This is a genomic window from uncultured Dokdonia sp., assembly GCF_947492535.1.
Lineage (GTDB): Bacteria > Bacteroidota > Bacteroidia > Flavobacteriales > Flavobacteriaceae > Dokdonia.
In genome coordinates, this window is sequence record NZ_CANLNH010000001.1 from 572,164 (window position 1) to 586,545 (window position 14,382).

15 protein-coding genes are annotated in these 14,382 nt (G+C 33.9%); 1 reads left to right on the forward strand and 14 read right to left on the reverse strand.

Annotated elements, in window-relative coordinates:
- Positions 1–205 precede the first annotated feature (205 nt).
- The 13 genes from Q1A60_RS02660 to rmuC all read right to left on the reverse strand — a co-directional run bounded on the left by Q1A60_RS02660 (position 206) and on the right by rmuC (position 13,186).
- Positions 206–790, reverse strand: coding sequence for a hypothetical protein (locus Q1A60_RS02660; protein WP_299763692.1), 585 nt, complete (start codon positions 788–790; stop codon positions 206–208).
- Between the two features lie 124 nt (positions 791–914).
- Positions 915–2,060: a hypothetical protein gene (locus Q1A60_RS02665; RefSeq protein WP_300007113.1), complete on the reverse strand. Its 1,146-nt coding sequence runs from the start codon at positions 2,058–2,060 to the stop codon at positions 915–917.
- On the reverse strand, positions 2,038–3,663 hold the full coding sequence (locus Q1A60_RS02670; RefSeq protein ID WP_299763696.1) for a hypothetical protein: 1,626 nt from the start codon (positions 3,661–3,663) through the stop codon (positions 2,038–2,040). The genes Q1A60_RS02665 and Q1A60_RS02670 overlap by 23 nt, the downstream gene beginning before the upstream one ends.
- Before the next feature lies 1 nt (position 3,664).
- Positions 3,665–5,050 carry a radical SAM protein gene (locus Q1A60_RS02675; RefSeq protein WP_299763698.1) on the reverse strand — a complete coding sequence of 462 codons (1,386 nt, stop codon included), beginning with the start codon at positions 5,048–5,050 and terminating at the stop codon, positions 3,665–3,667.
- Positions 5,047–5,823 carry a class I SAM-dependent methyltransferase gene (locus Q1A60_RS02680; RefSeq protein WP_299763700.1) on the reverse strand — a complete coding sequence of 259 codons (777 nt, stop codon included), beginning with the start codon at positions 5,821–5,823 and terminating at the stop codon, positions 5,047–5,049. Before Q1A60_RS02680 ends, Q1A60_RS02675 begins: the two co-directional genes overlap by 4 nt.
- Before the next feature lie 136 nt (positions 5,824–5,959).
- Entirely contained in the window at positions 5,960–7,420 is a 1,461-nt protein-coding gene (locus tag Q1A60_RS02685; protein ID WP_299763702.1) for a radical SAM protein, read from the reverse strand.
- Positions 7,413–8,321 (reverse strand): nucleotidyltransferase domain-containing protein, encoded by a 909-nt coding sequence (locus Q1A60_RS02690; protein WP_299763704.1) that lies wholly within the window; start codon positions 8,319–8,321, stop codon positions 7,413–7,415. Before Q1A60_RS02690 ends, Q1A60_RS02685 begins: the two co-directional genes overlap by 8 nt.
- A gap of 334 nt (positions 8,322–8,655) precedes the next feature.
- A complete protein-coding gene (locus Q1A60_RS02695) occupies positions 8,656–9,585 on the reverse strand; it encodes a DUF5777 family beta-barrel protein (RefSeq protein ID WP_299763706.1) in 930 nt (309 codons plus the stop codon).
- A gap of 34 nt (positions 9,586–9,619) precedes the next feature.
- Positions 9,620–10,015: a hypothetical protein gene (locus Q1A60_RS02700; protein WP_299763708.1), complete on the reverse strand. Its 396-nt coding sequence runs from the start codon at positions 10,013–10,015 to the stop codon at positions 9,620–9,622.
- Positions 10,016–10,031: 16 nt separating this feature from the next.
- Positions 10,032–10,574, reverse strand: coding sequence for a YceI family protein (locus tag Q1A60_RS02705; RefSeq protein ID WP_299763710.1), 543 nt, complete (start codon positions 10,572–10,574; stop codon positions 10,032–10,034).
- Between the two features lie 27 nt (positions 10,575–10,601).
- Positions 10,602–10,958, reverse strand: coding sequence for a c-type cytochrome domain-containing protein (locus tag Q1A60_RS02710; RefSeq protein WP_299763712.1), 357 nt, complete (start codon positions 10,956–10,958; stop codon positions 10,602–10,604).
- Between the two features lie 449 nt (positions 10,959–11,407).
- Positions 11,408–11,776, reverse strand: a complete 369-nt coding sequence (locus Q1A60_RS02715; RefSeq protein WP_299763714.1) for a 6-phosphogluconate dehydrogenase — start codon at positions 11,774–11,776, stop codon at positions 11,408–11,410.
- 27 nt (positions 11,777–11,803) lie between these two features.
- Positions 11,804–13,186, reverse strand: coding sequence for a DNA recombination protein RmuC (gene rmuC, locus Q1A60_RS02720; protein WP_299763716.1), 1,383 nt, complete (start codon positions 13,184–13,186; stop codon positions 11,804–11,806).
- Between the two features lie 149 nt (positions 13,187–13,335).
- Between rmuC and Q1A60_RS02725 the strand changes: the two genes are divergently transcribed.
- Positions 13,336–14,133: a carboxypeptidase-like regulatory domain-containing protein gene (locus Q1A60_RS02725; protein ID WP_299763718.1), complete on the forward strand. Its 798-nt coding sequence runs from the start codon at positions 13,336–13,338 to the stop codon at positions 14,131–14,133.
- A gap of 26 nt (positions 14,134–14,159) precedes the next feature.
- Here the strand turns inward: Q1A60_RS02725 and Q1A60_RS02730 are convergent, their stop codons facing one another.
- Positions 14,160–14,381, reverse strand: a complete 222-nt coding sequence (locus Q1A60_RS02730; protein WP_299763720.1) for a hypothetical protein — start codon at positions 14,379–14,381, stop codon at positions 14,160–14,162.
- Position 14,382 lies beyond the last annotated feature (1 nt).

The following is a 14,382-nucleotide window of genomic DNA, read 5'->3' on the forward strand; positions in this document are numbered from 1 at the left end:
TGGAAGATACACTATTCTATATAATCCACCTTACTTTCATTGGTAGAGACTTCCCGAATATATTTAGGAACTTCCAATACTTTAAAAGGTAAGGGTGTCAATGTCTCTTCTATGCTATAAATCGCCTAAGAACCCAAACTCATGATGATAATGTGATTTGAGGTGTGTTATTTTTTTAATGCTCTTACGTAATTAAAGATGAGTGTTATTGTGTAACGTATTTTAGTTTGTTTAGAGAAGATGTGTTCTCTTTTTTGAAAATAAGTACTGTAATGCCTATTGTTAATAAAATATGACTTAAAATAATGAGTATTCTACTATCATAAGCAAAAGCTCCTAATCCAATTCCAATAACTCCAATAAACACTATAATGGCCCATGGCGTATGTGATTTTATAAATTTTCCAGCGTGGGTTGCTAGCCCAATGTAAAATAAAGCTGGACCAATTGTCATAAAAGGTATGCGAATGGATGGTCTGCTCATTATTTGACTTGTTAATTGATTCATTCCCGCATAATCAGTTCCGTAACTCCACCATAAGAAATCAATTGTTGCTTGCCCTATTAGAGCAATAATCCCTATTGAAGTTAAGATCGTAGCAGCATTACTAAAAATAGTATCTGAAAAAATATAGTTTATAGATAAACAGAATAGCGCCCCAATTAATAATAACCAATGAGCATAATCAATAGGTTTTTGAGTTTGTATAAATTCATTACCTCCTAAAAGCATTATTTGATTGATAATTAGAAAAACGAGTCCAGTTATAGCAATGATTTTTAATTTCATGAATAGTAATTTAAGTACTTATTTGATTAGTTTAAATTTCTAACCATTTTACTAGTTTGAGAATTATTTTCTACCCAATCGTTAAATACTAATGATCAATTGTTATAAATGTGGAGCAACTATTCTATTCTATATAATCCACCTTATTTTCATTGGTAGAGACTTCCCGAATATATTTAGGAACTTCCAGTACTTGAAAAGGCGCAAGGGTGTCAATATCTCTTCTATGGTATAAATCGCCTAAGAACCCAAACTCATGATGACGATGTGATTTGAGATGTGCTACTTTTTTTCGCACGGTTCTTTTAGAGACTTGCCATTCATTTGCAAGTTGCTCTATAGAAGGTTCCATAAACGTGATGTATGAAATTTCCATTTCCGTATGGAGGTTTCTCTTTTTAAGTAAAGAATCTTGCCATACGCGATCTTGATACACTCTGAGTTCGCGATTATATCTTTTTAAAGAATCTAAGAAATCCTTAGAAGACATATGATTTTCAATATCTATTTGTTTTCTAAATAACTGCTGAATACCTGACTCATGACACCACATACATTTAGCGGGTTTTCCAGCCCGAGTCACATCTTCATCACCGTCGGGTTTTAAATTACCATCGATGTCATATAACGCAAACCGAGAAAGCCCATTTGTCATAACTTCTACCGTTTCAAATTCTTGGACTTCTCCTGTAATGGTATCTCGCTCTGCCGAAATAAAGGCACGTTGATACGATTCGTTTTGAATAGAATACTGAATCTCTCTATCTATTTTTGAAATACTACTATTATTGATATACGCAGTGAGTGTATCAAATGTATAGGCAGTTTGTAAATCATATAACCGTAAAGGAACATCTACTATTTTATAATAATGATTGGGACTTCCAATGGTAAGTGCTATGTAGCGTCCTAAGTCAATCGTTCCTTTTTGTTGATACTCTTCAGAATTTTGAATAACCGTATTGAGTGACTGTAAATGCGGAATCGCTTTTTCAGGAAACCCGACCTTAGTCACATCAAGTCTTATAATATCTTTCGTGTGTGTAATACCTGTAAGTGTACTATCTAATGCAATATTAGATCCTAAGAAAGAAAGCGCCCACGTAAGCCCCGTTTTATGTCGCTCTAATGCATCGTCTTCATAGGATTTATTCCATTTTAAGTAAATCACATTGGGATCTTTTGTAGGCGTAACAGTAGTACACGAACTAATGATCATGCATAGACATACTAAAAAATAAATGATGCTATTTCTTGGAAATAGACTCATACGAAGAAATTTCATAGATATAATGATTTCCTTTTTTGATAATACTACCATCAAACTGTTCTAAAAATACAATTTCAAGTCCTTTATTAGGGACCACCCACGTATTATTTTCTGTGGCATCAAAAAATGGCTCATGTGTCACAAAGATAATAGACGTAGCTTCTTTCTTTATAAGAAGCTTGATGGTTTTTAAAAGTTGATGATCGTCTTGTTCAAATTGGATAGAAGGTCTATTAAAGGTACAATAACTGTGATAGCCACTTGTTTTTGTGAAGAAAACTGGTTTTCCCATGTATGCACTTAAAGCTGTACCATTACACGCTTTTGTGGCTATTATCTTTTCGAGGTTATGATTGTCTTTTAGATACTGTGCTGTTTGTTTTGCCGTTGTGAATGGCGTACGAATATCCATTGCAAAGGCATATATCCCCACAATAAAATGAAGTCCTAAAATGGCATATATAAGTCGCGGTTTTAGTTTTTTTAATACGTCTTCTGAAAACGGGAGTATTGTTTTTTTAGCTTTCGTACTTCGACTGTGCTCAGTATCAACTTCTGCTTCACTGCGTTTCGCGAAAGCGTATATAGTATCACTTGAAGTAGTGTATGTATCAAACCATAATGCAGTAATTAAAAACAAATACAAAATCCCATAATACCTCGCTGCATTTAAGGCTGTAATATAAAAGAAGGCTCCAGTTGCAATGATGCCAAAGTACATGTAGAAGACTAATTTCTTATTCTTATAAAATAAAAGATAAGGAATCGCTAAACTAGCGATGGCAAAGATACCAGCAATAGGTTTGCTCAAATTAACAAGCAGATTTGTGTTCCAGAAAGAGGTTGTTGTTACATCAGGGATGAGGAATATGCTTTTAAAAAAGGGCGATATACTTTTAGGCATTTTTTGGAGAAACGTAGTGCTTTTCCCTTGGTCAAAGAAGGACGTATCTGAAGGTGGTAGGATTTGCAGTACGCTAATGAGTATCAAGATTCCAAAAATAAAGATGCCTATCCATGTTGTTATGGAAGTGTATTTTTTATCACTTATAAGACGTTCTACTATAATCATTGCCATGATGGAACCCGCAAGTATTAGAAAGATCGCATGACTATTACTGGCCAATCCTAAAAGCACAGCAATCGCGATGAATTTTGAATCTCTCTTGTTATATAGGCTACATGCTAAGAATACAAACAGCATTCCCAAACTATAATTTCTACTTAGGATGTTATATTCATAAAACATAAAGTACCCGAATATAAACAGGAGTTTAAATATCAGGGAAAATGGAGCTTTCTTTAAGAATACACCTACCGTAAGTGTCATAATACTTATATGCAATACTTGCATCCAGATAGGATCTATAGTATATCTGGTGATCCAATAAAGTATAAGATTCCATGTGATGGGATGTCCTTCATAGCGCGTATTGATAAAAAGATCTTTAACGGAAGCACTGTCGCGCGCTAATAAGTAATGATGTGCCTCATCTAGCCATAATTCATGATGCATAATTCCCCATAGACTCAGCACAAAAAACAAGACTGTAACACCATATACAGTATAGGTTGAATTTTGCCAAGCGTTGAGGTTGTTCATCTTATTTGGTCACAGTCATTAAACCATTTGCGAGAAGAGATTTAATTTTAAATTTCATCGCTTTTTTGAGATCACGATTTTGTGGTTTTGTAATTTCTCTATGGTAATTTACTTCATTTACCACTCTTTTTACCGCATAGTCATAAAACTTACGAGGATACGTTCGTTTAAAATCAATTTCTCGATCTGTTGAGGTTTCCCAATCGGGTTGTGTGATAATATCTTTTTCTATTTCGCTATATAAAGAAGTTCCTTTGATAGGATAGGCGATCGTAATGGTAAAATGTGTAGGATTTGCATCTTTAAGATACTGTACGGTGGTATTGATATCTTCCAGATCTTCTCCTGGATATCCAAGCATAATAAAAGTGCCTGTTTCCATATCCATGGCATTGGTTTTCTGGATCGCTTCTTTTACCACATCTACATCTACACGACGATCCATGGCGTCTATGATTTTTTGAGAACCACTCTCTGCACCAATCCAAATACGATAACATCCCGCTTCTTTTAAAAGCTGTAAGATATCATCATTGAGTCGTTCGGCTCTCGTGATACATTCAAAAGGAATGATCGCATCTTGTTTGATCACTTCTTCGTGAAATGCCGTCAGCCATTTATGACTCACCGTAAATACATCATCTACAAACCAAATTGAATCTGGTTGGTAGGTATCTTTAAGCATTTTTAATTCGGCAGCCACTAGGTTGGCAGGTCTTCGTCTGTAACTTTGACCATATACCGCGGTACTACACCATTTACAGGTATACGGACATCCACGCTGCGTACTCACAGTCATCGAACTCATTCCATGGTTATCCTTCCATGTTTTTAAATACTTATCCATCGGAATAGCTTCTCTATTAGGAAGCGGTAATACCGATAAATCTTTCATTTTAACACGTGGTTTTGTTCTTGTCAACACCCCATTTTCTAAATAGGCTAGACCGGCCACTTCAGATACGTCTGTATTGTTTATGATGGCATTGTGTAATTCTGCCATGGTTTCTTCTCCTTCTCCTATAATGAGGTATTGAGCGCCTGCTTTTAAATAATTTTTAAGATTATAACTGATGTCAGGACCTCCGAGTACAATGGTTGGAAATCCGTATTGCGCATCTGTTTTTAAGATTTTCATAAGCTTAATGACTTCTACTTTTGTCATTAAATTGGAATAAATCGCTACAATATCGGGTTGCTTTTCTTTAATAAAAGCGAGTTGATCTTCTTTCGCATAAAAGGTAGTATCAAAAAGATGATTTTCTATGTGTTGCTCATTGAGATATCCAGAAATATAAAGCTGCCCTAACGGAGGATAGGGTTTCATGATTTTATGCTCCTTCGGATCATTAGAGAGATAGTATGCATGTGTCAATAAAACGCTCATTTCTTTTCAAAGCTTATTAAAAAATGGTCTGCATATTTTGCCCAGAAAGGCTTTTGAAACCATGACTCTAAAGTAATCAAAAGCTTCATAAAACGAGGCTTATTTTTGAAATAAGGTTCTAAATAAGAGGGAGGAATTGCAATTCCTATGGGTTTTATCGTTTTGGGTTGTATATACGCTTCCGCGAAATGTACCACATCTTTAGGATTATAGTACCACGTAGGTACCTGAACCCCTTCTACATTAGCATAAATAGCCTTCGTAGTATTTCGCCGAAAGGCATTTTTAAATTGAAACTTTAGTAAAAAATAGAAGCGTTCCCAAAGGGTGTTTTTAGGCATAATCACCATGACGAGTTTCCCTTGGTCTGTGAGGAGTGCTTCTGAGGTCCTTAAAAAAGTTTTTAATTGTACGTCAGATAAACAATTGAGGCCTCCAAAATTTGAAAAAATCAAATCAAACTTTTGATCAAAAGTAGTAGGAGTAATTGTAGTAATATCTAGTGTTTGAAAGGTGATGTCTTGATGTTTGCTTTTAGCTACAGTAATCATTTCTTCAGAAATATCGGTAGCAATGACGTGATGTCCTTGTTTATGAAGATATACGGCATCTTCTCCTGTACCACAATTTAATTCTAGAACTCGCAACTGACTTTTAGTGTCGAGCTCCTTTTTTAGATACGCATACACCTGATCACGTTGTGCTTTTCCTATGACAGAATGCGTAAAAACTACATCATAATTTTGGGCATGTATGTCGAAGTTGTTTTCCATGTAAGTTACAAAGCGTACAGTTTCTTTATCTTTATTCTTTCTTTTCTTTTTTTCATTGACAAAAAACAACTTCTAATAGACTTCATATTTCTTCTATATAACTTGTTGTCTTCTTCGTGGTTAAAAGAGAAAGATGCTAATTCGTATGCTGCATATTCTTTAATTTGGCTTTATCTATAAAAGCACTTGGAGTATAGTAAAAGAATAATACCATAGACCGTATCGTAGATTTTGAGATCGCTAATGGATTTTTAAAGAACGCTTTAAAATTTGCGATACCTTGACTTTTCCTATATTCTTTATGTACGTAGCGATGTAACTTTTTATAGTATTTAGAATTAAATGTTCCTTGAAACATCATCGCAAGATCATCACTATCGGTCCAGTTTGCTTTCAACTGAAGATCGTCTTTTACCTTTTCATAAAATGGGGTTCCAGGAAGCGGATATGAAACAGAAATTCCTAGATTATCAGGTAATAACTCCTTAATCATTGCAACCGTTTTTGCGATATCTTCTTTGGTTTCTCCTAAATAGCCAAACTGAATAAAGAAGGCTACTTTGACTTTTTTCTTTTTCAAAAGTCGTGTTGCCTCATAAATCTGTTCTACTTTGGTTTCTTTATCCATAGCATCCAGAATCTTCTGCGAGCCACTTTCGGCACCTACCCAAACTTCTTTAAGACCACTTTCTGCTAAGGCATCAATGGTATCTTCTTTCAATAATAAATCGACTCTACTTTGAATGTAATAGGTAATGGTAAGATCTCTTTTCTTTAATTCAACATTAAAGTTCTGTACCCAATTAGGTTTTAATCCAAAGATGTCATCACACATCCAGAAATTGGTCACTCCGTAGTGTTCTTTTAAGAAGGCAATATGTTTTGTAATGTATTCTGGAGAGTGAGAGTTGTATCTATTGCCGTAAATAGGTTTTGCACACCAATTACATTTAAAAGGACATCCTCTGGTGGTTGCGATATTCAATGTAAATTGTTTTCCACTTTGCGCCCATACGGCTTTATAGGCATCTATATCTGCTAAATCCCATGCGGGTTGTGGTAACTCATCTAAATTACGTAATACAACACGTTTGGAATGCTTTTTAGTTTCTTCATCTTTCCTATACACAATACCGTTTATAAGGCTCGTAGACTCATTATTTTTTAACGCTAAAATGAGCTCTTTAAGGGTGATTTCTCCTTCACCTTGTATGATATAATCGGCACCTGCATCAAGATATTGATCATAATGATCTGTACTATCACTACTACATACAATGACTTGACAATCATATTTTTTTCCTAAGCCTATCATTTCAAAAGCGGCTTCTCGCATGGTGGTCAGACACATCTTTGTGAGATAGTTAAAACCATCGTCATACATCACTAAAAAAGAAGGCTTCTGTTCTTTGATTTCTGCTTCTATCGCATACGGATCACTTCGTAAATTAGTGTCAAATAAATCAACGGTATATCCTTCTTGTCGCATTAATGATGAGGCATATAATGTGCCAAGTGGTGGGTATGGGGTTTTATTTTCCCATTGTTTTTTATCAAGAGGATAGTAGTAAGAGTGAGAAAATAGAATATCAAGCATGCTCTTTGTTTAACGTAATGTTGTATTTATTTTCGTAAGTTTTATATTTCTTGTTAAGCCGTGTAATTACCTTATTTTGAAAGCCTTGGGGGTGATGTTTAGAAACACTCTTCGTAGATTTCATCGCAATATTAAACTGATCAGGATTCATCTCACTAAATTTTAACTTCCATTTTTTATAGGTGAGTTTTAAGAAAAAAGTATCTAGCTGTTCTCCCATTTTAGCACCCAAAACTTTCTCAGCAAGTTTTGTGAGACTCGGCTTTTTTATAGGTTTTAATTCATCGAGTCCTTCTCCAAAATTTCTATTTGGGAATGTGGTATATGCCCAAGTATTTGTGTCATAAAACCGTTTAAAACTCCCATTCCCATACATAGGTATTAAGGTCACTAATTCTGTGGCTGTAAATAAATTTTTTTCTTCTATTTCCAGAGAGTTTTCACTGATAAAGTAATTAACACAAAAGTACTTTTTAGAATTGAGTAAGAAAATTTTCTTGTATAAAATAAGTAAAGTTCTTGCAATCCAAAGTCGCTGTTTGCTTGTAATGATAAAGAAATCTATATCCCCATCTTTATCAAAAAAGCCTTTGGATAATGCTCCAGAAATTCCAACGCCTTCGACAAAAGGGAATTTAGATATAAGCCGAGACATGCGATCTGCTTTTTTTGCAATATTACGAGCCCCTTCATTACCATCTAATCTTCGTTCTATTTGTGCAGGATCATTCTCACACGAATAAAACTGATCTATTTTATAGATAATACCGTCTTTTACCAATGTTTCTAATTCTCGGTCTATGACACTAGCATCCTTAGCATTTGAAAATGCAATAATCTCCTCTCTTGTAAGGGGGTATTTAAATAATGAAAAGTATAATATGGGTTTGAGGGATGTCAATTATATAATGATTTATTGCTTCTATTATAAGAATCTTTACTGCCTTTTAGTATATACGTTTATTTTCTTTATAAGGACTTTTTCTTTATTTGGTAAAGAATAATGTCGTACGGTATAAAACAGAAAATTACTGTTTATTTCCTTCTTGTACAATAACAACTACATAAAGTAATACATATTTTATAGACGAAGTATTTGATTTCCTTTTTGAATTCAGGAAATATCTTACTTATTACTTTGATTACCCTACTATTTTCTGCAAATGTATATGAATTGTTATTTTTTCTCTATGATTATGCCGCAAAAATGGAACACATTTCCGACATTTTCAGAGTTATTTTTTACTTCCTAAACTAAATGCACGTGAGATATTAAATCCTAAGAACACATTGCCGTCACCAAAATCTCCTCTAGCTTGCCCTAAGAATCCATTAGCAAAAATAGCTCTAGCATTTGATACGTGTAATTGAAAGACATGGCCTCCTGTCTCTATTTCTACCCCTAAGGCTAAAGGGTTGTTGAAAACAGAATTATCTGCCCCCTTTACTTGTGTGGTTAGCCCTCCAGGTATAGCAACAGTAGAAAAATTGGTTAATCTATTTAAATGAATTCCATAGTCACCTATTAACGCAAGGCGTTTTGTAAGCTTAATACGTCCACCGATCCCTAAAGCAAATTGAGAATTATCTTGCCCATCTTCTAAGACAATATTGTCGTGAAAAAATGTAGGTATTAATTGCAAGGATAACCAGTTGTTAAATTTTCTAGAAATCAATAATTGATTTGCATATCCTACACGATCACTAAAGGTAAGATCAGGGAATAAATCAGAGTCTAAATCTGTGTTGATTGTAAGTAAATGATAGCCAACTAATGTTACAGGAGATTCTCCTTCAGTTTGGCGTAAAAATCTATATTTTACTGCGGCATCATATGTCTTATTAAATCCTGAACGCGAAATACCTACATTTAACCAATCTGTTACACCATACACAAATTGTATACGCGCAGTAGCATCATCAAGACCTAGAAAATTATCTATGCCATCACTTAAATCTCCAAAACGGTGTGAGATAATAAATTGTAACTGCTTTTCTCCTACAAGCTTTGTAGATTCAAAGTTGACAATTTTAATACCTTTAAAAACAGAAAGAACCGGAAGTGGCTCATCGGGGATCTCTTGCTCTAATTCGTTTAACAAATCATCATCTTGAGCAATAGCCATTATAGGCAATAGCAATAGTAAGAAAACTAATTTCTTCATGGGTGCTTTTCGTGTTTATGTGTTGGTGAGGATTTTATTTACGAAGGGTGGCTTGGTCTAATTTTACTTCTTCAAGTAAGTTGTCATAGCCTATACATCTTGCTTTTATATGTACCGTAGTCTTTAATTTATCCGGAGTAGGAGGTGTTTCGTTTTCGCTTAAAGCGAAAAAAATCACATCTTCAACCACAACGGTATTTCCATCGATACTACTTAATGTACCTTCTATTTCAACAGTTTTGTTTAAATATTTTGTAGTAGCTACTTCTTCATTGGTCTGAAAGTCATTGATAAAGTCAATTGCTTTTACTGTAAAAGCAGGCTTTTCAGATTCTATGTCTCTATGATCTTGATATATATAATTATATCCTAGGATGGCAACAAGTACAATTGCTACCAGTGCCCCCAAAAGTATTTTTTTGTTTTTCATGAGTTCTCAGTCTTAATTAACGCTTTACCAAATTAAAACTAGCCGATATGTTAATAGTATCTGAGATTTTTTCACTTACGACACTTGGAATTTCAATATCAAAATCGCCTGGTGCTACAGAAAAGTTAGTTGCTACATCTATAGTCCCTTTATTTTCAACGATAAAAACAGTAGCTGTTACTTTTTTTGTTTTACCATGAATAGTAAGATCTCCTTCTACAGTATATTCTTTTTTAGTGCTGATGTCTTCTATAGAAAAACCATCAATCATCCCAGTAAAAGTAGCTTTTGGGTATGTATCACTTTCCATATAGTTTTCATTAAAATGCTCTTCCATAAGTGCATTTTTAAAACGGAATCCTTTAACGAGTCCTAATACAGCTAATTTGCCAGTGCTTACATCTAGAATCGCTGTGGTTGTTTTGTTACTTGCTTTTACAGGTTCAAAGGCTTCTACAGACCCTTCAAAATTTAATGTTCCTGTTTTTGTGAAATACTTTTGTCCAAAACTTTGTGCGATACAGCCAAAGAATACTAGGAATACGATTAATTTTTTCATAATTGATTGTTTTAAATAAGGTTGTTTTTAATTTTCATTTTCTAAAATACCATCATCTACCCAATCGATAATACCTTGTATAAGATTGTCAGGAAGGTTTCCACTAGGAGGCATTGGGTTTGTTGGGTCGGTCATGCGAGCTAGCATTCTACCATTGTCTGCTTCTATAAAAGCAAAATCATAGGCATCAAGTCTAACACCAGCTGTTTGTTCGTTTACATTATGGCATTCTACACATGCATTATCCAAAATAGCTCTTGCTGTATTCTCATAAGTTACAACATTTACTTCTTCTAATTCCGGTGTAAGTTCTGATAAGGAACTTCTTTCGCAACTCGTAAATCCAAACATACATAGTATAAGAATGAACCCTATACTATTCATATTGTTTTTTATTTTGAATGTGTTGTAATTCATGATGCTTTATTATTGTGTATTTATGATTGTTGAATCCTGATCTTATTGTCAGTACAAATAACCCTTACTTCCTTTAAAAAATAAAATTAATTCTGTTTAACTGGAAAAAACAACCTTAAAACGGAAAAATAGAACAGGATTCATCTCATGTTTAATCTCTCTAAATATGGTAGTTTTTAGGGGTTACATTATTTTTCAAATAGTAGGTCGAATTATATGTCTAATCTTACATTTCTCACCTAAAATACAATATTTACTGATAATGTTTTTTGATTTACCTTCCTGTATACTGAATTCTAGTAAGGAAATAGTATGCTTTATGAGCTACTTTTGGATTGGTGTATGCGTACTATGTTATTTCGCGAAAGCGAACTTAAAAATAGTTTAATAGCTTCTGTATTTATAAAAGCGTTCTATTAATTCCTGTTGAAATGTGGAGATTGTTCTAAGGAAATATTGGTAATAAAATATTTAGTATCTCCCCAAAAGAAAAAAGTGCCAAAACGTTCTACATAGGTTAGTTTTACATACTTGCCTTGGTAGTCTTTAAGTTTTTGAATGATATCTTCTTCTTTATTCATGACAGAGAAGCTAAAGATTTGGGCGCCGCTAATTCCTTGGCTGATTTCGCCTTCCCATGTTTTTACCACTGCGCCTTTGTAACTAAACTTAATGAGTTCGCCAGCTCTTGTCCCTTCACTATACGGTACATAGTATAGAAAACTATAATATGCAGTAGCCAATAATGCAATTGCTAGTAAAAAGATAATCAATACTTTTTTCATAATTGGCTGTTTTTAGAGGTTTTATTTTTACTCTTCAGAAGCGCGTTCTATTAATTTGTCATTGAGGTGCTTCTTTTGTTTGATTCCTAATTTCTTAAGGTTTTCTACTTTTTTGATCAGATTGCCTTGTCCTGTAAGTTTTTTCATGGTCGTATCATAACTTCCTTGTACGGTACGCAATTGATTTCCTACTTTGATGAGGTCATCCGTGAGTAATACAAACTGATCGTAAAGGCGTCCTGCTTGAATGGCAATTTCTAGTGCGTTTTGTTGCTGTTTCTCATTATTCCACATCGTATCTATTGTACGTAGGGTGGCTAGCAATGTAGAGGGTGTCACAATCACAATATTCTTTTCAAATGCCTGATTATAGAGTTGATTTTCTGCATTGATTGCAATGGCAAAGGCAGGTTCTATCGGAATAAATAGTAGTACAAAATCGGGACTCTCTACTTGATACAAGTCTTGATAGTTCTTATCGCTTAATTGTACAATATGACGTCTTAGGGATAAGATATGATCCTTTAGCGCTTGTTCTTTTAAAAGGTCGTCTTCTTGATTTACATAACGTTCGTAAGCACTTAGAGACACTTTACTGTCTATAATCATGCGTTTATTGTCAGGTAAATGAATCACGATATCTGGGAGGACACGACTTCCATCTTCTGTGGTAAAACTTTGCTGTACAAAATACTCTCGGTCTTTTTCAAGACCTGATTTTTCAAGTACACGTTCCAGTACCAGTTCACCCCAATTTCCTTGCGTTTTGCTATCTCCCTTTAAGGCCTTGGTCAAGTTATTTGCCTCTTTAGACATCTGCTCATTAAGTGCAGTGAGGTTTTTGATTTGCTCTCGCAAGGCTGAGTTACGCTCAATCGTATCTTTTTGAGTCGCTTCAACTTTCTTTTCAAAACTTTGAATTTTTTCTTGAAATGGTTTCAAGATTTTATCTAGGTTCTCTTGGTTTTGCAAGGTGAATTTACTTGACTTTTCTTCCAATATTTTATTGGCAACTAGTTCAAAATCTTTAGTAAATTTCTCTTGTAGCGTCGCCAGTTCTTCTGTTTTTTCTTCTATGCGTTTTTCCAAGTTTTGGAATTCTACGTTTCGGGCAGTGAGTTCGTTTTGGAAGAAATCTTTCTCTTTTCTTAAGGTGTTTGCTTCTTCGTTGGCTTGCTTTCTGACCACTTCCAATTGATCGGCAGCTTCTTTTCTAAGTGTGTTTATTTGAGATTCCGCTTTCGCGAAAGCGTCCTTAGCCTGATTCAATTGTTCACCTTCAAGTTTTAAACGTTCTTGTAACCCACTGAACTCTCCTTTCTTTTTAAGATTAGAAATAAACATACCCAAAATGACACCTATACAGATGCATATAATGGCAATAAGAAAGTAGAGAAGCGTATCATTCATGAGTGTAAAGATAAAAATACAAATCTATTTATGGTTTATTGCTATTGTATTTATACCTAAATTTTTACAGCGAATTTTTAACAAAAGTTTACAGCCGTTTTTGATGAGGTTGACCATTAATGAGTTATCTTAATAATAAAAATGAACGTATGAAAAAAGGACTACTATTATTTGTGTTTTGTATCCATTTTATTGCTGTTTCTCAGAATGGTAAACGCGAAACTATTAATGGAAAAATTATCGTTGAAGGAAATGATATAGAAAATATCACGATTTATAATTCTTCCTCAAATACAGGTACAATTACAAATGAAAAAGGAGAGTTTACGATTGCTGTCGCTTTATACGATGTCTTAGAAGTGAGAGCACTGGAATATCAAAACTTTGATGTTAGAATTAATAAAGACATTTTAGCTTCTAAACGTGTTAATATTTTTTTAATTGAAGAAATTAATGAATTAGATGAAGTATTAGTGAGCAATAGAAGACTAACAGGAAATCTCCAAACAGATATTGATAATGTAAAACTATTTAGTCCAAAATTGGATGCTGTTTATTTTGGGATCAATAATTATGATGTATATGATTACACAGAAGATAACAGCAATCAAATTAAAAATGAGGCCATCCGATCGGAAGCACAAGCGATGGTACATAGCTTAAATGTGATCAATGTCGTAGACCAATTATTAATCCCGCTTTTCAGATCTGAAGTGAAAGACAAAAAAGCCGTAGGAGTTCCTGAAGTTCCTGCTAAATCTATAAAGTACTATCTTGGATCGAATTTTTTAGTAAAGAACTTTAATATTCCAGAGCATCGTGTTGAAGAGTTTATTCGGTATGTTGAAGATGATACCACCTTTGACTTTGATCTATTAAATTATGGTCATGAACTAGAATTTCTTGAACTGCTAAATAAGAAAAGTGATGCTTTTTTGAAAAAGTAAAAGAATTCCGCTTTCGCGAAAGCTTTCTATGATGGACCAAATTTAATAATGGAATATATTACTGATAGTAATAATAAAAGTACTAAAAACAGCACTAAAATTCCAATAATAGACAAAGATTTTTCTACTCCTGCCTGACTATAACTTCCATCGTATTTTTGATTAAGAACTCTTTTGATTTTCTCTCTATTACGATATTTAATAGAGAGGTATAGCCATCCTACTAAAGTACATAAGAGTTCTCCCATT

Excerpts from the sequence above, each read along its gene's own strand:
- Q1A60_RS02680 (WP_299763700.1), bottom strand. The coding sequence starts at position 5,823 with ATGGAAAACAACTTCGACATACATGCCCAAAATTATGATGTAGTTTTT.
- Q1A60_RS02695 (WP_299763706.1), bottom strand. The coding sequence starts at position 9,585 with ATGAAGAAATTAGTTTTCTTACTATTGCTATTGCCTATAATGGCTATT.
- rmuC (WP_299763716.1), bottom strand. The coding sequence starts at position 13,186 with ATGAATGATACGCTTCTCTACTTTCTTATTGCCATTATATGCATCTGT.
- Q1A60_RS02725 (WP_299763718.1), top strand. The coding sequence starts at position 13,336 with ATGAAAAAAGGACTACTATTATTTGTGTTTTGTATCCATTTTATTGCT.
- Q1A60_RS02715 (WP_299763714.1), bottom strand. The coding sequence starts at position 11,776 with ATGAAAAAAGTATTGATTATCTTTTTACTAGCAATTGCATTATTGGCT.
- Q1A60_RS02675 (WP_299763698.1), bottom strand. The coding sequence starts at position 5,050 with ATGAGCGTTTTATTGACACATGCATACTATCTCTCTAATGATCCGAAG.
- Q1A60_RS02700 (WP_299763708.1), bottom strand. The coding sequence starts at position 10,015 with ATGAAAAACAAAAAAATACTTTTGGGGGCACTGGTAGCAATTGTACTT.
- Q1A60_RS02705 (WP_299763710.1), bottom strand. The coding sequence starts at position 10,574 with ATGAAAAAATTAATCGTATTCCTAGTATTCTTTGGCTGTATCGCACAA.
- Q1A60_RS02660 (WP_299763692.1), bottom strand. The coding sequence starts at position 790 with ATGAAATTAAAAATCATTGCTATAACTGGACTCGTTTTTCTAATTATC.
- Q1A60_RS02710 (WP_299763712.1), bottom strand. The coding sequence starts at position 10,958 with ATGAATAGTATAGGGTTCATTCTTATACTATGTATGTTTGGATTTACG.
- Q1A60_RS02665 (WP_300007113.1), bottom strand. The coding sequence starts at position 2,060 with ATGAGTCTATTTCCAAGAAATAGCATCATTTATTTTTTAGTATGTCTA.
- Q1A60_RS02730 (WP_299763720.1), bottom strand. The coding sequence starts at position 14,381 with ATGGGAGAACTCTTATGTACTTTAGTAGGATGGCTATACCTCTCTATT.
- Q1A60_RS02685 (WP_299763702.1), bottom strand. The coding sequence starts at position 7,420 with ATGCTTGATATTCTATTTTCTCACTCTTACTACTATCCTCTTGATAAA.
- Q1A60_RS02670 (WP_299763696.1), bottom strand. The coding sequence starts at position 3,663 with ATGAACAACCTCAACGCTTGGCAAAATTCAACCTATACTGTATATGGT.